Here is a 17,205-nt window from a genome sequence, read left to right as displayed (position 1 = left end):
TCCTATGCCACCCCACGACAAGGAGAACCTTTCATGACCGCACTCACCCAAGCCCATTGCGAAGCCTGCCGCGCCGACGCCCCGAAGGTGTCCGACGAAGAACTGGCGGTGCTGATCAAGCAGATTCCGGACTGGAACATCGAGGTCCGTGACGATCACATGGAACTGGAGCGGGTCTTCCTGTTCAAGAACTTCAGGCACGCCCTGGCCTTCACCAACGCCATAGGCGCCATCGCCGAGGAAGAAGGCCACCACCCCGACCTGCTGACCCAGTGGGGCAAGGTCACCGTCACCTGGTGGAGCCACGAGCTGAAGGGCCTGCACCGCAACGACTTCATCATGGCCGCGCGCACCGACGAGCTGGCCGCGAAAGCAGAGGGACGCAAATGAGCCATTTCGCCAAGGTCACCCGCGTACCGGGCGACCCGATCCTGGGCCTGCTCGAAGCCTACCGGGCGGACCCCAATCCCGCGCGGCTCGACCTTGGCGTGGGCGTCTACAAGGACGCCCAGGGCCTCACCCCGATCCCCCGCGCGGTGAAGCTCGCCGAACAGCGCCTGGTGGATAGCGAAACCACCAAGAGCTACGTCGGCAGCCACGGTGATGCCCTGTTCGCCGCGCGCCTGTGCGAGCTGGTGCTGGGCGTCACCTCGCCGCTACTGGCCGACTCCCGCGCCGACGCCACCCAGACGCCCGGCGGCACCGGTGCCCTGCGTCTGGCTGCGGAGTTCATCGCGCACTGCCTGCCGGGCAAGAGCATCTGGCTGAGCGACCCGACCTGGCCGATCCACGAGACCCTGTTCGCCGCTGCTGGCGTGCCGATCAAGCACTACCCCTACGTTGGCGCGGACAACCGCCTCGACGCCGAAGCCATGTTCACCATGCTGGAGAAAATCCCCCAGGGCGACGTGGTGCTGCTGCACGCCTGCTGCCACAACCCCACTGGTTTCGACCTGGATCACGGGCAATGGCAGCGCGTACTGGAAATCGTCCGTCGCCGCGAACTGCTGCCGCTGCTGGACTTCGCCTACCAGGGCCTGGGCGACGGGCTGGAAGAGGACGCCTACTCCGTGCGCCTGCTCGCCCAGAGCCTGCCGGAAGTGCTGATCACCAGTTCCTGCTCGAAGAACTTCGGCCTCTACCGCGACCGCGTCGGCGCGCTGATCGTCTGCGCCGAGAACGCCGACAAGCTCACCGACATCCGCAGCCAGCTGGCGCTGTTCGCCCGCAACCTGTGGTCCACCCCGCCAGCCCATGGCGCGGAAGTGGTCGCCACCATCCTCGGCGACCCGGAACTGAAGAACCTCTGGCTGGACGAACTGGACGGCATGCGCGGGCGCATCGCCGAGCTGCGTGTCGGCCTGGTGGAAGCCTTGCGCCCCCACGGGCTGGCGGATCGCTTCGCACACATCGCCATCCAGCGCGGCATGTTCTCCTACACCGGCCTGCAGGCCGACCAGGTGCGCATCCTGCGCGAGGAGCACAGCATTTACCTGGTGAGCAGCGGCCGCGCGAATATCGCCGGGCTCGACGGCGAGCGCCTGGATCACCTGGCGGCAGCCATCGCCCGCGTCTGCCGCTGACGACGAATTCTTCCCCCTCGACCGGCCTTTGAGCCGGTCTTTTTTTGCCCGGACGCCGGAATCACCGTGTAGGAGCGCGCCATGCCCGCGATCGCGCGCATGGCGCGCTGCTACAGGGAAATCCCGTCAGTAATCGTCGCGCTTGCGGAACGCCCAGCGCCCGGCCAGACCGGTGAAGCTGGCCACCAGCACCACCAGGATCCAGAAACCTTCCGGGTCGCCGGAAAAGGGAATGCCACCGACGTTCATGCCGAAGAAGCCGGCGATGATGTTGATCGGCAGCGCCAGCACCGTGACCACGGTGAGGGTGAACAGCGTGCGGTTGCTCTGCTCGTTGATCTTCGCGGCGATCTCTTCCTGCAGCAGCTTGATGCGTTCGCCCAGCGCGGTGAGGTCGTTGATCACCAGGGAGAACTCCTCGGTAGCCTCGCGCAGCACGCGCACATCGTCCTCCGTCAGCCACATCGGTGGGCGGTTGAGCAGGCGCATCAGCGAGCCCGGTTCCAGCGCCAGCAGGCGCTGCAAACGCACCAGCACGCGGCGCATGGCACCCAGGTCGGCGCGGCTGGCGGAGAGGCGCGAGGACAGCAGTTGGTCCTCGATGCGGTCCACGCTGATGCTGGTCTCGCGAACGATGCGGGTGAGGATTTCACCCTGATCGCGCAGCAGGTGGATCAGCAACTCCAGTGGCGAGTTGAAGCTCTCGCCGTGCTTCACCGAAGAACGCAGCGTGTCCACCGAGCGCAGCGGCTGCGCACGGGCGGTGACCAGCAGGCGACCACGGGCGCAGACCCAGAGGGTGGCGACATCCGAGGACATGCGACTGCCGAAGTCGAATACCACGTCGTTGACCACCGCCAGCAGCGCACCGTCCACATGCTCGATGCGGGTGGAGCGCGAGCCTTCGCGCAGGGTCTCGAAGAAGTAGTCGGGCAGCTCCAGGTGCGACTTCATCCAGCGCTCGCAGGCCGCGTGCGCCAGGTTCAGGTGCAGCCAGAGGAACTCGTCCGCCGCTCGCGGCTCCTGCAGACGCTGCAGGGCGGTGGGCGAATCGATCTCGAGCCCTGGCTGACCGGGGCGAAAGCTGAAGCCATACAGCAGGCCGAACAGGTCGGAATCCTGATGGTTCTGGACGATGCTGTGGTTCATGGGACCCCGCTGAACCTGGGATATCTGACGTAGGGCGAATGACCGCTTGCGGTCATCCGCCATGGCGGATGAAGCGTTCCGCTTCATGCGCCCTACGAAAGCCGCGTCGCCCTTCCGGTGTTATCAGAACCGGGTGAACGGCAGATGACAGCCCCGTGTCAGCCGAACAGTGCGGCAACAGTGCGTTCACCCAGCGCCGGGCCGATGCTCATGCCCACGCCGGTGTGCATCAGCACGGCGCTGATGCCGTCGGCGGCCTGCAGCACCGAGAACGGTCCTGGCCCGCGCGAGCCGTAGACGCCCTGCCAGCGTTCGACAACCTCGACGCGCATGCCCAGCGTGTCCTCGGCCAGCTCCAGCATCAGCCGGTCGACGAATTCGGCGTTGAACGGCGCGGCGTCGCTGCCGTAGTGGTGGGAATCGCCGATGATCAGCTCGCCATGGGGCGTCGGGCTGACCAGCAAATGGATGCCCTGCTCTTCCAGCTCCGGCGTTTCGCGGCGGATCTGCTCGCGCACCGCTTCGGCCTCGGGCAGGTCGGAGAAGGCGCCGTAATGCACGCAGCTCAGGCCGGTGAGGATCGAATGGGAAAGACCGATGTCGACCTGCGGGCGGGCGCGCAGCATCTGCAGCCGGCATACCTGCGGCTCCAGCGGCGCGATGACTTCGGCCAGCAGCGTCTGATAGTCGTGGCCGGAGCAGACGATCACCTGCCCGGCGGTGAAGGTGCCCGCTGTGGTGCGCAGCACGCCGGTGTCGACGTCACGCACCAGGGTGGAGAAGTGGAGCGCCACGCCGTGCTCGCGGCGCAGGTAGTCGATCAGGCTCGGCAGCGCCTCGCGGGAATACAGTTGCTGGTCGTCGAAACCCAGCAGTGCCGCGCGATGATGACGGAAGTGGCCCTGATAGAGGTCGTTCAGTTCGCTGCCGCGCAGCAGGCCCACGCGGTAGTCCAGCTCCCTGGCACGACCGGCGCAGAAAGCTTCCAGCAGGTGTTCCTCGGCTTCGCTGCGGGCAAACAGCAGCGAGCCGTTGCGCCGCAGGGAGAACCCGGCGCCTTCCGCCCATTGCGCCCAGATCGGCCGGCTGGCACGGGCCAGTTCCGACATCACGCCCGGCGGCTGGCCGGTGACCAGCGCCTGGCCGAAGTTGCGCACGGAGGCGCCCAGGGGCGTGGCGGTGCGTTCGAAGACACGCACGGACAGGCCGCGGCGGGCGGCGGCGTAGGCATGGGAAAGGCCGAGGATGCCGGCGCCGACGATGGCGACGTCGCAGTGGGTCTGGGTCATGGGGATAAGTTCCTTGCGTATAAAACAAGCAGAAAAGCGCCTCTCCCAGCCCTGGCTACGCGCCTTGCTCCGAAGGGAGAGGGAACCCTCCTCTGCCGAGAAGAATTCCGAGTTCATCCTGCTGCCTCAGGGCATTCAGGCAACTGCCTTCAGCAACCCGCTGCCTGGGTCGGCAAGCAAATGACACGTCGGTCGCGCCGCCCTGTCACGCTTCGCTGGCTAACAGGACTGCGCCAACCTCGAACCAGCACACCGGACAGCCCCCTCTCCCCTCGGAGCGGGGCGCGCAGCCAGGGTTGGGGAGAGGGAGCCGCCAGTGCCGAATCTCAGTCGAACCTTACTTCTGCGCGACCTTCTCCGACTTGCCGTCATAGCGCTTGCGCCACTCGGCAAGGATCTCGTCGCGGTTCTTCGAGGCCCAGGCGAAGTCGTTCTTGATCAGGCGCTGCTCGTAGTCGGCCGGCAGTTCGGTCTGCGGCTTGGCGATGCCCGGCTGGGCCAGCACGGCGAAGTTTTCCTTGTACAGCTCCATGGCCTTGGGGCTGGAGGAGAAGTCGGCGAGCTTCTTCGCCGCGGCTTCATGCTGGGTGCCCTTGACGATGCCGGTGGCTTCGATTTCCCAGCCCAGGCCTTCCTTCGGCAGGACGATGTCCAGCGGCGCGCCCTGGCGCTTGAGCTGCACGGCCGGGTACTCGAAGGAGATGCCGATCGGGAACTCGCCGGCGGCGGCCAGCTTGCACGGCTTGGAGCCGGAGTGGACGTACTGGCCGATGTTCTCGTGCAGGGCATCCATGTAGGCCCAGCCCTGCTTCTCGCCGAAGGTCTGCAGCCAGGCGGAGACGTCGAGGAAGCCAGTGCCCGAGGAAGCCGGGTTCGGCATGACGATCTTGCCCTTGTACTCGGGCTTGGTCAGGTCCTGCCAGCTCACCGGCTTCTCCAGACCGAGCTTCTCGGCCTCGACGGTGTTGAAGCAGATGGTGGCGGCCCAGACGTCCATGCCGACCCACGCCGGCGGGTTGGCCGGGTCGCGGTAGTTCTTGCCGATGGCGTCCAGGTGCTTGGGTGCGTACTTCTCCAGCATGCCCTGCTGGTCGAGGATGGCCAGGCTGGAAGCCGCCAGGCCCCACACGGCGTCGGCCTGCGGGCGATCCTTTTCGGCCAGCAGCTTGGCGGTGACGATGCCGGTGGAGTCGCGCACCCACTTGATCTTGATGTCCGGGTTCTCGGCTTCGAAGGCCTGCTTGTAGGCGGTCAGCTGTTCCGGTTCCAGGGCGGTGTAGACGGTCAGCTCGGTGTCGGCGGCGTGGACCTGTGCAGCGAAACCGGCAACCACGGCGGCGGCGAGGGCAAGACGTTTGAACATGTGGAGCTCCTTGGCAGTGTTGGTCTCCCGCTCGGGGCGGGTTTGTCAGGGGTTGAGCCCGGCGCACAGGCGCCGGGCGACAGCGTCCAGCGGTGTTAAGGGTTCGCGCCCGTCCTCCAGGCCTGCGAGCGGCGCAGCAAGCCGCGCGAGGCGCCGGCCAGCAGCAGCGACACGGCCGCGGAAGTGAGCAGGATCAGGGTCGACATGGCAGCAGCGCCGCCGACGTTGCCGGAGTCGTCCATGTTCAGCACGGCGACGGCGGCGAGAATGGTGTCCGGGTTGTAGAGGAAGATCGCCGCCGAGACGGTGGTCATCGCCGAGACGAACAGGTAGCGGGTGATGTCCAGCAGCGCCGGCAGGCAGATCGGCACGGTGACGCGCAGGTAGTGGCGCCACAGCGGCATCTTCAGCGACAGCGCGGCAGCCTCGAACTCGCCGTCGAGCTGGCGCAGCGCGGCGGTGGCGGTCATCTGCGCGGTGGTCAGGTAGTGGGCAATGGTGCACACCACCAGCAGCGCCATGCTGCCGTAGAACACATGCAGCGGGTTGCCCGGGAGGTTGAAGAAGAACACGTAGCCCAGGCCCAGCACGAGGCCCGGCACGGCCATCGGCACGAAGCACAGCATGCGCAGCAGTTGGCTCAGCCAGCGCTGCTCGCGAGTCTTCTCGATCAGGTAGGCACCGGTGAAGATCAGCGCGCTGCCGATTATCGCGGTGCACGCGGCCATGGTCAGGCTGTTGCGGTAGGCCAGCCAGCCGCCGCCGGCTGTGGTGTTGAAGTCGTAGTGGTTCAGCGACAGCGAGAGGTTATAGGGCCAGAACTTCACCAGCGAGGAGTACACGGCCATGCCCAGCACTCCCAGCAGCACCGCGCTGATCAGCACGACGATGGCGAGGAAGGCACCGTCGCGACGACGCGACGGCTTGGGATGGTAGACCTGTGCGCGGCCACTCATGGCGTCGCCCTGGCGACGGCGCAGCCAGGTGTCGACGGCGAAGCTGAGCAGTGCCGGCAGCAGCAGGATCATGCCGATCTGCGCGCCACGGCCGAACTGCTGCTGGCCGACCACTGCCTTGTAGGCTTCCAGCGCCAGCACCTGGTAGTCGCCGCCTACCACGACCGGCACGCCGAAGTCGGTGATGGTCAGGGTGAACACCAGGCAGAAGGCGGCGAATACACCCTGCCGCGAGGCCGGCCAGGTAATGCTGCGGAAGGCCTTCCAGGGCCCGGCGCCCATGCTCGAGGCGGCGTCGAACAGGCGCGCATCGGCCAGCGACAGCGCCGACAGCAGGATCATCAGCGCATGGGGGAAGGTGTAGATGGCCTCGCCGAGGACGATACCCCAGAAGCCGTAGATGTTGTCCGGCAGCAGGTGGCGCAGCAGGCCCTGGTTGCCGAACAGGTAGATCAGCGCGATGCCCGGTAGCATCGACGGCGCCAGCAGCGGCAGCAGGGAAATCCCGCGCCACAGGCCCTTGGCCGGGATCAGCGTGCGTTGCAGCGCGTAGGCAAACAGGTAGGCCGCCGGCACGACGATGCACGCCACGCTCAACGAAACCTTCAGACTGTTGCCCAGCAGCCAGTGAAAGTTGTCGCTGCGCAGCAGCTCACCCATGGCTGCCAGGCCGCCGCCCTGCCCTGCTTCGCCGCTGAAGCCGCGCCAGAAGATGGCCAGCAGCGGCATCAGCACCGCGAGAGTGAGCAGGAGCAGCAGCAGGTACTTGCCGCCGCGGACGAACAGGCGATCACCCAGATCGCCGCGAATCTTGCCGGCGGACAGCGCCGGGCTGTGTTTCACCACGGCTTCCATCTCAGGCGAACACCTGCAGGCTGCGGGGTGGCAGCGATACCCAGATGTCCGGGGTGCCCAGGCGCGGCATGTCCTCGGGCGCCAGCTCGGCGAGCAGCGCGTGGCCCGGCAGCTGTTCGAGCTCGAAGCTCATGCGGCAGCGGTTGCCAAGGAAGGTGATCTCGCGGACCTGCGCGCGGAACAGGTTTTCCTGGTGCACGGCGGGGTTCACGCTGATCGCTTCCGGGCGGCAGAACAACCGGCCCGAGGCGCTCGGTGCCTGGCAGTGCAGGCGCAGGTTGAGGCTGCCGACCCGCGCATGACCGTCACTGCCGCGCTCGAAGGGCAGCCAGTTGCCCTGGCCGACGAACTCGGCGACGAAGGGCGTGCTCGGGCTGCTGTAGATCTCCTGCGCCGTGCCGTACTGCTCGATGCGCCCGTGGTTCATCACCGCGATGCGGTCGGCCATCAACATGGCCTCGTCCTGGTTGTGGGTGACCATCACGGTGGTGATGCCCAGGCTCTTCTGCAGCTGGCGCAGCTCGCCGCACAGGTGTTCGCGGACGCGGGCGTCCAGCGCCGACATCGGCTCGTCGAGCAGCAGCAGCGACGGGCTCGGCGCCAGCGCGCGAGCCATGGCGACGCGCTGCTGCTGGCCACCGGAGAGCTGGCCGGGGTACTTCTTCTCACTGCCGCTGAGGCCGACCAACTCGAGCATCTCGGCGACGCGGCGGCGGGCTTCATCCTTCGAAGCGTTGGCCAGGCCATAGGAGATGTTCTGCTCGACCGTGAGGTTGGGAAACAGCGCATAGGACTGGAACAGGATGCCGTAGTCCCGCGCCTGCGGCGGCAGGTTCGAGACATCGCGCAGACCCAGGTGCAAGGTGCCCTCGTCCTGCTGCTCCAGCCCGGCAATGCAGCGCAGCAGGGTGGTCTTGCCGCAGCCGGAAGGGCCGAGCAGGCACACCAGCTCACCGGCCTTGACGTCCAGCGACACGCCGTCGAGGGCGACGAACTGGCCGAAGCGTTTGCGGATGTGGCGCACGCTGAGCGGCGTGCCGGCAACGGTGGGATGCATGGCGGTACCTCGTATTCTTGTGGTCCACGCCGGGTGAGCCGCGGCGTGAAGGAACGAGGTCCATGCTAGGGAGCGATTGCGACGGCACTATTGCTAAAGGGCCAAGTGCGCCGATAGATCCATAGGCAGATTTGGGTATGGGGGCGAAAATTTTTTGGAAGTGGCGGTGTAGAGCGGGCAAACGTAGGGCGCATAACCCGGAACAGGTTATCCGCCAATACCCATGTGCCGGATAACGCTGGCGTGTTATTCGCCCTACGAACTGCCACCTTGCCCGGCGCCCTGCCGTCCGAGCCGGTGAACACCATCCTACGTTCGTGCGTCGCTCTGACTTCGGTGGGGAGGGAAACTCTGATCCCGGGCATGGCCCGCTCCTACACGGGAATCGGTTCTACACCTGCGCCAACGCCAGAAACGCGCTCGGCAGGCGCGCCTGCCGCCGGTCCTTCAGGCAATACAGGTACTCGTCGATCAGGCTGGCGCCCTTGATCTCAAGCACGCACAACTGCGGGTTATCCGGCACTTCCTGGCGGGCGATGATGCTCACGCCCAGGTTGCGGATCACTGCCTCGCGGATCGATTCGCGGCTGCCGATCTCCAGCATCGAGGCGGGTGTCACCCCCGCCTGCTGCAACATCGCTTCGGTCAACTGGCGGGTGGTGGAGCCCGCCTCGCGCATCAGCAGGCAATGGCTGCGCAAGTCGCCCAGGCTCACCGACTGCAGCGCCGCCAGCGGGTGGCTGCGGTGTACCGCCAGCACCAGCGGATCGCTGCCCAGCACCACGCGAGTCAGGCGCGCGTCGTCCACCTGCTGCGAGGAGGCCGCCAGGTCCACCCGGCATTCGATCAGCGATTCGAGCACCTGCTGGGAGTTGCCGATCTCCACCGACACTTCGATCTGCGGGAAGCGCTCGCGAAAGTTCTTGATCAGCCCGAGCACGTAATAAGGAGAGGTGGCGCCGATGCGCAGCGCACCCTGCATCTGCCCGCAGTTGCGCAGGTAGAACTCGATGTCGGCTTCCTGCTGTAACAGCGTCTCGACCATCGGCAGCAGACGCGCGCCCTCGTCGCTCAGGGTCAGGCGACGGCCGCCGCGATAGAACAGCTCCACCGCATACTGGCTCTCCAGGTTGCGGATCTGCGTGGTCACGGTCGGCTGGCTGAGGCCGAGCTTCTTCGCCGCCTGGGTGATGCTGCCCAGCTTCGCTACCCGGTAGAACGCCTTCAATTCCGCGCTCAGCATCGACCGATCCGCCTTTTCGAAAAATTCATCAACAGTTTTTCTCGGCGCTGCCGGCAAACCGGCGCCAGCCCACTGACGACGCGGCCTGCAGCCAGGCGACAAAACACCCAAAAAGGTCAATGTACCTGACCTGTATCACTGGCAACACCAGTTGTCGCTGGACAGCCCGGACTTGAGCGACTTTCATTGCCCTTGGAAAAATCCCACACGGAAAACCGAAGGCGGCCCCACAAGGGTGCGCCCAAGGAGCAATTGATGAAGTACAAAGTCACCATGGTTTTCGGAACCCGCCCGGAAGCCATCAAGATGGCCCCCCTCGCCCGCGTCCTCCGCCGTACCCCGGAAATCGAGCTGCGCATCTGCTCCACCGGCCAGCATCGCGAGATGCTACAGCAAGTGCTGGACTCCTTCGAACTCGAGGTGGATGAAGACCTCGACGTCATGACCCAGGGCCAGACGCTGAACAGCCTGTCCCTGCAGATGATGGGCAAACTGGACGACAGCTACGACCGCCATCGTCCGGACATCGTGCTGGTCCACGGGGATACCACCACCAGCTTCATCGCCGCTCTGACCGCCTTCCACCGGCAGATCCCGGTGGGCCACGTCGAGGCCGGCCTGCGCACCGGCAACATCCACCAGCCCTGGCCGGAAGAAGCCAACCGCCGCCTCACCGCAGTGATCGCCGACCTGCACTTCCCGCCAACCAAGGCCTCGCGCGACAACCTGCTGCGCGAAGGGGTGAACATCGACCAGATCGAGGTCACCGGCAACACGGTGATCGACGCCCTGCTGTGGATGCGCGAGCACCTGCACGAGACCGGCTGGAAACCCGCCATCGACTCGCCCCTGGCCAAGTTCACCGGGGACCGCCGCCTGGTGCTGATCACCGGCCACCGCCGGGAGAACTTCGGCAAGGGCTTCGAGCGCATCTGCCAGGCCCTGGCCGAGCTGGCCCAGCGCTTCCCCGAGGTGGACTTCGTCTACCCGGTGCACCTCAACCCGCAGGTGCAGAAAGCCGTCTACGGCCTGCTCTCGGACAAGCCGAACATCCACCTGATCGCCCCGCAGGACTACCAGCACTTCGTCTGGCTGATGGACCGCGCGTACATCATCCTCACCGACTCGGGCGGCATCCAGGAGGAAGCCCCGGCGCTGGGTAAACCACTGCTGGTGCTGCGCCGCGTCACCGAGCGCCCGGCCGTGCTGGAAGGCGGTACCGTGGTGCTGGTGGGGACCAACACCGGACGCATCGTCAGCGAAGCCAGCCATCTGCTGCGCGACGAGGAAGTCTACGAGCAGATGAGCCGGGTATTCAGCCCCTACGGCGACGGCCATGCCAGCGAGAAGATCGTCGCCCGGCTGCTGTCCTGGTTCGGTGAAACACGCACGACAAGCGAGTTCGAATGAGCCTCGAACTGGTCGATATCCTCACCTACGTTCTCTATGCCCTGAAGTACCTGGCGATCATCCTCGCCGCGCTGATGTTCCTGCTTGGCCTGGATGACCTGTTCATCGACCTGGTGTACTGGGGCCGGGTGCTGGTGCGCCGCTTCCGTATCTACAACCGCTTCGACCGGGCCGACGAGGAACGCCTCTTCGCCGCCCCGGAAAAGCCGCTGGCGATCATGGTGCCGGCCTGGAACGAGGTCGGCGTGGTGGGCGAGATGGCCCGCCTGGCGGCCTCCACCCTGGACTACGAGAACTACCAGATCTTCGTCGGCACCTACCCGAACGATCCGCAGACCCAGGCGGACGTCGATGCGGTGTGCCTGCACTACCCCAACGTGCACAAGGTGGTCTGCGCGCGCCCCGGCCCGACCAGCAAGGCCGACTGCCTGAACAACATCATCGACGCGATCCTGCGCTTCGAGGCCGACGCCCGCATCGAATTCTCCGGCTTCATCCTGCATGACGCCGAAGACGTCATCTCGCCGCTGGAACTGCGCCTGTTCAACTACCTGCTGCCGGCCAAGGACCTGATCCAGATCCCGGTCTACCCCTACGCCCCGGAATGGACCGGCTTCACCGCCGGCCACTACGTCGACGAGTTCGCCGAGAACCACGGCAAGGATGTGCCGGTGCGCGAGGCGCTGACCGGCCAGGTGCCCAGCGCCGGCGTCGGCACCTGCTTCAGCCGCCGCGCCATCGCCGCGCTGCTCGAAGACGGCGACGGCATCGCCTTCGATGTGCAGAGTCTCACCGAGGACTACGACATCGGCTTCCGCCTCAAGCAGAAGGGCATGAAGTGCATCTTCGCCCGCTACTCCATCACCGACCCTCAGCTGGCGCTCAAGAGCGACTGGGTGCCGGGCATGGACCGGCGCTTCTCCCAGGTCATCTGCGTGCGCGAACACTTCCCGCGCACCTGGCAACACGCCATCCGGCAGAAGTCCCGATGGATCACCGGGATCGTCTTCCAGGGCACGCGCAACCTGGGCTGGAGCAGCAAGGGCATGCTCAACTACTTCCTTTGGCGCGACCGCCGGGGGCTGATCGCCTACCTGCTGAGCTTCCTGGTCAACCTGCTGTTCCTGGTGCTGATCACCATGTGGCTGATCACCAGCCTGTCGCCCAACGCCTGGCGCTTCCCGTCGATCCTCGAAGGCAGCCAGTTGCTGGTGGTGCTGCTGTTCCTCAACGGCTTGATGCTGCTCAACCGGCTGTTCCAGCGCTTCTGGTTCGTCACTCGCTTCTACGGCATCTTCGAGGGGCTGCTGTCGGCGCCGCGGATGATGTGGAGCAACTTCGTCAACTTCTTCGCCAACCTGCGCGCACTCAAGCAGGTGATGGAGATGGGCGATTCGCGCCGGGTCGCCTGGGACAAGACCACCCATGAATTCCCCGCCCTCGCCGGCCCGCAGCGCACGCCGCTGGGCCAGCGCCTGGTCGCGCAGGGCCTGATCACCGAAGAACAGTTGCAATCGGCACTGACCAGCCCGGTCCGTCGCCGCCTGGGCCGCGAGCTGCTGCTGCGCGAGCTGATCACCAGCACCCAGCTGGTCACCACCCTGGCCGAGGAACTGGGTGAGGAATGGGCGCCGCTCAACCCCTTCACCCTCGACGAAAAGCTGATCGAAGCCCTGCCGCGCAAGCTGGCGCTGCGCTATGCAGTGCTGCCGGTGGCCATCGACGGCAACACCCTGGTCCTGGCCAGCGAGCAGCAGATCAGCCAGGTTTCCCTCGGCGCCATCAGCCGCCAGCTCAAGCGCCCGGTGCGCGGTCGCCTGGCTCCCCAGGGTCGCGTCACCCTCGGCTTGCGCCACTGGTACGGCAGCCGTAACCAGACCGACGAAACCCGCGCCATCGTCGATGCGCTCCGTCAGCGCCAGGGCGACGAGTCGCTGATGGAACGCCTGTGCGGGCACGTGGTGATGTTCGGCACCCTGCTGCAGGTTCGTGGGATGGTCCCGCCGAGCCTGTTCAACCAGGCCCTGATCGATTTCGACCCGGAGCAGGACTCCCTCGGCGAACACCTGATCAAGCGCGGCATGATCACCCAGCAGGTGCTCGAGGAAGCCCTCAAGGAACAGGCCAGCGAACAGCACGAGGCCTATCGCATTGCCCGGGAGGCCGTGTGAAACCGCAACAACCCCTGCTTTACGGCCTGATCCTGGCGAGCTTCGCCGCCCCGCTGGCGCAGGCCGCCGATGACCAGCTCACGGAGTTCCAGCGCTTCCGCAGCTTCCCCTACCTCGACAAGGGCTACAAGGAAGCGAAGAAGAGCAACTGGGCGGAAGTCGAACGCCTGATGCGCCACCTGCTGGGCCGCGTGCCGAACAACACCGAGGCGCGCTCGCTGCTGATCCAGTCCCTGGCCAAGCAGCGGCGTTTCGACGATGCCGAGAAGGAAGCCCAGGCACTGGCCGGCACCGATGCCGGCGCGCAGGCCCTGACCGAACTGCGCCTGGACCTGATCGAGAACGGCCCGCCACCCGAAGCCCAGATCAACCAGTGGCTGGCCCACACCAGCAACGCCAACGAGCGCGTACGCCTGTGGCAAGCCTACAGCCTCAAGCTCGGCCAGACCCAGGGGGCCGCCAAGGCGCTGGACTGGCTCGGCAGCCTGCCACCGGGCAACGATGGCCGCGTGCTGCGCGAGGCCCGCGCCAACTGGGCCGAACAACTGCGCGACTGGGACACCACCATCGCCCAGCTGGCTCCGCTGGCCACCGCTCACCAGCTCTCCGCCGATGACTGGCGTCGCCTGGCCAACGCCTACGCCCAGCGCCTGGAAGAAAAGCCGCTGGAGCAGTTGATCCAGCAGGCCCCCGACGCCAACGCCGCGCGCCAGGCAAGACTGGCGATCATCGACCGTGCCATCGCCGTCGATCAGACCGAGGTGGCCAAGCGCTGGTTGCTCACCCTGCCGGAGCAGGACCGCAACGACCCGACACGCCAGGCGCAACTGCTGGAGGTCGCCCGCGACAGCGCCGACACCTCGCTGGTGAGCAAGCTCAGTGACCAGCAGAATCGGCCGTGCCTGGAAACCACCGAATGGCTGTCACGCCACGACCAGGCAGCGGCGCTGGCGAAACTGCAGCAGTGCAAACCCGCTGACGACCCGAAGACCTGGCTGGTGCTGGCCCAGCGCCTGGACGCCACCGACCTGCTGGAAAACACCCGGCTTCCCGAACCCTGGGACACCGCCCGGCGCGACCAGCTGGTGGACTCCTGGCGGCGCCAGGGGCGCACCGATCTGGCGCTGGCCTGGCTCTCGCGCCAGCCACAGACACCCGACACCGTACGCCAGCGCGCCGAGCTGCTGCAGGCCCGTGGCCGCACCGGCGAAGCGGCGGCACTGTGGGAACAACGCTACCGCCAGACCGGCGACCTCAAGGCGCTGGATCAGGCCAGCTACCTCGCCCTCAACGCCGGGCGCACCGAACGCGCCAAGCAGCTGCTGGAGAGCGCCTACGACCGCCGCGGGGGCAACCTGCCTCCTGCGCTGCTTCAGCGCCTGGCCGGCATTCACGCGCGCAGCGACACGCCTCTGGATGTCGCGCGCATCGAAGCCCTGCTGCCCAAGGCCGATCCGGTCTCGCGCGGCTACCTGCTCGGCCGCCTCGCCGAAGCCGGGCGCTGCGACGCCCTGCAACGCTACCTGAGCCCGGACTCCAACACTCCCGGCGAGCTACGCGCCCTCGGCCGCTGTTCCATGCCCGCGCGGCCCGGCGAGGCGGTGGTCTACTACCAGGCCGCGATCGCCCACGGCGACAAGCAAAGCCAGCTGCCACTGGCCTATGCGCTGGAAGCCGCCGGCGACCCGGCCGGCGCGCTGCGCATCTTCAACGCCCTGCCCACCAGCGAACTCAACGACAACGCCCGTCTCACCGCCAGCCGCGCCGCGTTGCTCACCAACGACAATGCCGGCGCCGAACGCTACTGGCAGCAGGCGAAGAAAAGCAGCGCGGACGACTGGGCACTTGGCGCCAACATTGCCGACGCCCGCGGCGATTACCCCGAAGCCCTTTCGCGGCACCGCGAGGCCCTGCAGCACCAGCCCAACGGCCAGCACTTCTACAACGCCGCCGGCAGTGCACAGAAGGCCGGGGACACGCAGCAGAGCAAACTCTGGCTGGCCGAGGCGGTACGCCGCGAACCGGACAATCCGCGCTTCCGCGCCGACTACGGCATGCGCCTGGCCGGCACCGACACCCCGGAAGAACGCCGCACCGCGATCCCCTACCTGGAGCGTGCCACCCGCGATTACCCCGAGGACTTCCGCCTGGGCGAAACCCTCGCCTGGCGCTATGACGAAGCCGAAGACAGCTTCGCCGCCCGCCGCGAGCTGCGCCGGGTGATCGATCTGGAACAGGACCCGGTAGCCGCCGATGACGAGTACGGCAGCCTGGAAGCCCGCCGCTTCCGCCAGCGCCGCGCGCACCAGGTCATGTCCCAGCGCGACAACCTGACCATCGCCAGCACCTGGTCGCCGGCCGGCGTCACCACGGTGCCGATCCTCAATGGCGACACTCAGACCGGCGACCGCCGCCGCGCGCAATCGCAGAACCTGCAGACCTTCATCTGGGACCACGCCCTGGGCGAGGAGCCGACCCGCAACGGCAGCACCCTCTCGGTCTATGGCCGGGCGATCGCCGGCAACGAAGGACGCAAGCAGTACACCCAGACCCTCGCCGCGGGCTTCGGCCTGCGCTACAAGCCCTTCGGCGACTACAACCTCAACCTCTACAGCGAGCTATACAAGCAGAACACCGTGAACGACGACGGCGATTCCGACTACGCCTTCGACGGCATCCGCCTGCACGAGATCGGCACCCCCGAGAAGTTCGAGCGCTATGTGCGCCAGCGCGACAAGTACGGACAGACCTCGACAGACTTCCTGCTGCGCGCCACCGCCTCCTTCCTCGACCAGGGCGAGTACCGCAACGACTGGCGCGTCGACGAGAGTGACTGGGACGAGCGCTTCCTCTACACCGACTTCGCCTGGTGGACCCACGCTGGCGATCACCAGTGGGTCTCGCGCTACCAGCAGGGCCACACCTGGAAGCTGCCGGTGGACTCGCCGCAGACGATCATGCCGTACGGCTTTGCCGAGTTCTCCGCGCAGGACCCGAGCAACGACTGGCGCCAGGACCTGCGCAGCGGCGTCGGTCTGCGCTGGCAGTACTGGTACGGCGAGGACCGCTACAACGCCTACCGCGCCCACGTCACCGTGCGCACCGAGTACCAATTGGGCATGGCGGGCAATCTCTACGAACAGGCCAACGGCTGGCTGGTGGGACTCGAGGTGAACTTCTGATGCGACGTCTGATTTTCGCCCTGGCCCTGCTGTGCTCCGCCGCCACGGCGCACGCCGATGACCGTTTGTTCTACCAGCCGCTGAATGTCGATGCTGCACTGAGCGACGCGCAGTGGCAGCAGGTCTGGCGCGCCAGTGCGGCCCAGGGTGCGAAGACCCTGATCGTGCAGTGGACAGCCTATGGCGACTCCGACTTCGGCGGTGCCAACGGCTGGCTCGCACGCTCCCTGAAAAGCGCCCACGACAACGGCCTGCAACTGGTCCTCGGGCTGTACATGGACCCGGCCTACTACCAGCGCCAGAGCGAGCTGGACACACCCGGCCTGGAGGCCTACTGGCAGCATCAGCTGGGCCGCTCCCTGGCGCAGCAACGGCAGGTGAGCGAGCAGTGGAAACTGCCCGTCGCCGCCTGGTACCTGCCGATGGAACTGGACGACTGGCACTTCCAGGCCGCCGAGCGCCGTCAGGCCCTGCAGCATCAGCTCAAGGACTTCGCCGGCCAGTTGAAGGCGCCGCTGCAGCTGAGCGCCTTCTCCGGCGGCAAGCTGGCGCCGCAAGTGTATGGCGACTGGCTGGGGCAGATTGCCGGGCTCGGCGTGCAGGTCTGGTGGCAGGACGGCGCCGGCACCGGCGCGCTACCCGAGCGCGTGCGCCAGGCTTACGCCGCCGCCCTGCCCTGCCCGGTCGGCATCGTCCGCGAAGCCTTCCGCCAGACCAGTGCCGCCGGCCAGCCTTTCCACGCCGAACCTGCCGCGCCTTCCAGCGCGTCCACCGGCTGTCACGCCAGCGCCGTGTTCGAGGTGCGCTACCGGCCCTGGGGCAAGGCGCTGCTGGACAACCAGCGCGCGCATCCCAGCACCTCCGCAACGCCCTGAAACATCCCCCACCCGATGCCCGCCGCACGCTAGCGCGGTGGGCATCGGGTTCGGCTATTCTCGCGCGAGCGA

12 protein-coding genes are annotated in these 17,205 nt (G+C 66.8%); 6 read left to right on the top strand and 6 right to left on the bottom strand.

The window, feature by feature from the left end; translation table 11 throughout:
• Nucleotides 1-33 precede the first annotated feature (33 nt).
• Both IB261_RS08760 and IB261_RS08755 read left to right on the top strand, forming a co-directional pair.
• Entirely contained in the window at nt 34-390 is a 357-nt protein-coding gene (locus IB261_RS08760; RefSeq protein ID WP_192382010.1) for a 4a-hydroxytetrahydrobiopterin dehydratase, read from the top strand.
• Nucleotides 387-1,583 carry an amino acid aminotransferase gene (locus tag IB261_RS08755; protein WP_192382008.1) on the top strand — a complete coding sequence of 399 codons (1,197 nt, stop codon included), beginning with the start codon at nt 387-389 and terminating at the stop codon, nt 1,581-1,583. Before IB261_RS08760 ends, IB261_RS08755 begins: the two co-directional genes overlap by 4 nt.
• 126 nt (nt 1,584-1,709) lie before the next feature.
• On the opposite strand, the gene IB261_RS08750 is transcribed toward IB261_RS08755, so the two are convergent.
• The 6 genes from IB261_RS08750 to IB261_RS08725 all read right to left on the bottom strand — a co-directional run bounded on the left by IB261_RS08750 (nt 1,710) and on the right by IB261_RS08725 (nt 9,495).
• Nucleotides 1,710-2,732 carry a transporter gene (locus IB261_RS08750; RefSeq protein ID WP_081518006.1) on the bottom strand — a complete coding sequence of 341 codons (1,023 nt, stop codon included), beginning with the start codon at nt 2,730-2,732 and terminating at the stop codon, nt 1,710-1,712.
• Nucleotides 2,733-2,890: 158 nt separating this feature from the next.
• Nucleotides 2,891-4,021 carry a TIGR03364 family FAD-dependent oxidoreductase gene (locus IB261_RS08745; RefSeq protein WP_192382006.1) on the bottom strand — a complete coding sequence of 377 codons (1,131 nt, stop codon included), beginning with the start codon at nt 4,019-4,021 and terminating at the stop codon, nt 2,891-2,893.
• Between the two features lie 337 nt (nt 4,022-4,358).
• Nucleotides 4,359-5,384, bottom strand: coding sequence for a putative 2-aminoethylphosphonate ABC transporter substrate-binding protein (locus tag IB261_RS08740; protein WP_192382004.1), 1,026 nt, complete (start codon nt 5,382-5,384; stop codon nt 4,359-4,361).
• Nucleotides 5,385-5,479: 95 nt separating this feature from the next.
• The gene (locus IB261_RS08735; protein WP_151186391.1) at nt 5,480-7,195 is read right to left on the bottom strand and encodes a putative 2-aminoethylphosphonate ABC transporter permease subunit; all 1,716 of its coding nucleotides are present in this window, start codon (nt 7,193-7,195) and stop codon (nt 5,480-5,482) included.
• A 1-nt stretch (nt 7,196) separates the two neighbouring features.
• On the bottom strand, nt 7,197-8,252 hold the full coding sequence (locus IB261_RS08730; RefSeq protein ID WP_192224970.1) for a putative 2-aminoethylphosphonate ABC transporter ATP-binding protein: 1,056 nt from the start codon (nt 8,250-8,252) through the stop codon (nt 7,197-7,199).
• A gap of 391 nt (nt 8,253-8,643) precedes the next feature.
• Nucleotides 8,644-9,495 carry a LysR family transcriptional regulator gene (locus IB261_RS08725; RefSeq protein ID WP_081518001.1) on the bottom strand — a complete coding sequence of 284 codons (852 nt, stop codon included), beginning with the start codon at nt 9,493-9,495 and terminating at the stop codon, nt 8,644-8,646.
• A gap of 255 nt (nt 9,496-9,750) precedes the next feature.
• Between IB261_RS08725 and wecB the strand changes: the two genes are divergently transcribed.
• From wecB to IB261_RS08705, 4 genes are read left to right on the top strand one after another with little or no spacing between them, the layout of a single operon-like run.
• On the top strand, nt 9,751-10,905 hold the full coding sequence (wecB, locus tag IB261_RS08720; RefSeq protein ID WP_081518000.1) for a non-hydrolyzing UDP-N-acetylglucosamine 2-epimerase: 1,155 nt from the start codon (nt 9,751-9,753) through the stop codon (nt 10,903-10,905).
• Nucleotides 10,902-13,076, top strand: a complete 2,175-nt coding sequence (gene nfrB, locus IB261_RS08715) for a cyclic di-3',5'-guanylate-activated glycosyltransferase NfrB (RefSeq protein ID WP_192224968.1) — start codon at nt 10,902-10,904, stop codon at nt 13,074-13,076. The genes wecB and nfrB overlap by 4 nt, the downstream gene beginning before the upstream one ends.
• The gene (locus IB261_RS08710) at nt 13,073-16,258 is read left to right on the top strand and encodes an NfrA family protein (protein ID WP_192382003.1); all 3,186 of its coding nucleotides are present in this window, start codon (nt 13,073-13,075) and stop codon (nt 16,256-16,258) included. Before nfrB ends, IB261_RS08710 begins: the two co-directional genes overlap by 4 nt.
• Nucleotides 16,258-17,133, top strand: coding sequence for a DUF4434 family protein (locus IB261_RS08705; RefSeq protein WP_081517997.1), 876 nt, complete (start codon nt 16,258-16,260; stop codon nt 17,131-17,133). Before IB261_RS08710 ends, IB261_RS08705 begins: the two co-directional genes overlap by 1 nt.
• The last annotated feature ends 72 nt before the right edge of the window (nt 17,134-17,205 follow it).

This window comes from Pseudomonas sp. PDM20 (assembly GCF_014852575.3).
GTDB lineage: Bacteria > Pseudomonadota > Gammaproteobacteria > Pseudomonadales > Pseudomonadaceae > Pseudomonas.
Note: the sequence above shows the minus strand (reverse complement) of the source record. Positions and strands in the feature narration are given on the sequence as shown.

Excerpts from the sequence above, each read along its gene's own strand:
- IB261_RS08740 (WP_192382004.1), bottom strand. The coding sequence starts at position 5,384 with ATGTTCAAACGTCTTGCCCTCGCCGCCGCCGTGGTTGCCGGTTTCGCT.
- wecB (WP_081518000.1), top strand. The coding sequence starts at position 9,751 with ATGAAGTACAAAGTCACCATGGTTTTCGGAACCCGCCCGGAAGCCATC.
- IB261_RS08755 (WP_192382008.1), top strand. The coding sequence starts at position 387 with ATGAGCCATTTCGCCAAGGTCACCCGCGTACCGGGCGACCCGATCCTG.
- IB261_RS08760 (WP_192382010.1), top strand. The coding sequence starts at position 34 with ATGACCGCACTCACCCAAGCCCATTGCGAAGCCTGCCGCGCCGACGCC.
- IB261_RS08745 (WP_192382006.1), bottom strand. The coding sequence starts at position 4,021 with ATGACCCAGACCCACTGCGACGTCGCCATCGTCGGCGCCGGCATCCTC.
- IB261_RS08750 (WP_081518006.1), bottom strand. The coding sequence starts at position 2,732 with ATGAACCACAGCATCGTCCAGAACCATCAGGATTCCGACCTGTTCGGC.
- IB261_RS08705 (WP_081517997.1), top strand. The coding sequence starts at position 16,258 with ATGCGACGTCTGATTTTCGCCCTGGCCCTGCTGTGCTCCGCCGCCACG.
- IB261_RS08725 (WP_081518001.1), bottom strand. The coding sequence starts at position 9,495 with ATGCTGAGCGCGGAATTGAAGGCGTTCTACCGGGTAGCGAAGCTGGGC.
- IB261_RS08730 (WP_192224970.1), bottom strand. The coding sequence starts at position 8,252 with ATGCATCCCACCGTTGCCGGCACGCCGCTCAGCGTGCGCCACATCCGC.
- IB261_RS08735 (WP_151186391.1), bottom strand. The coding sequence starts at position 7,195 with ATGGAAGCCGTGGTGAAACACAGCCCGGCGCTGTCCGCCGGCAAGATT.
- nfrB (WP_192224968.1), top strand. The coding sequence starts at position 10,902 with ATGAGCCTCGAACTGGTCGATATCCTCACCTACGTTCTCTATGCCCTG.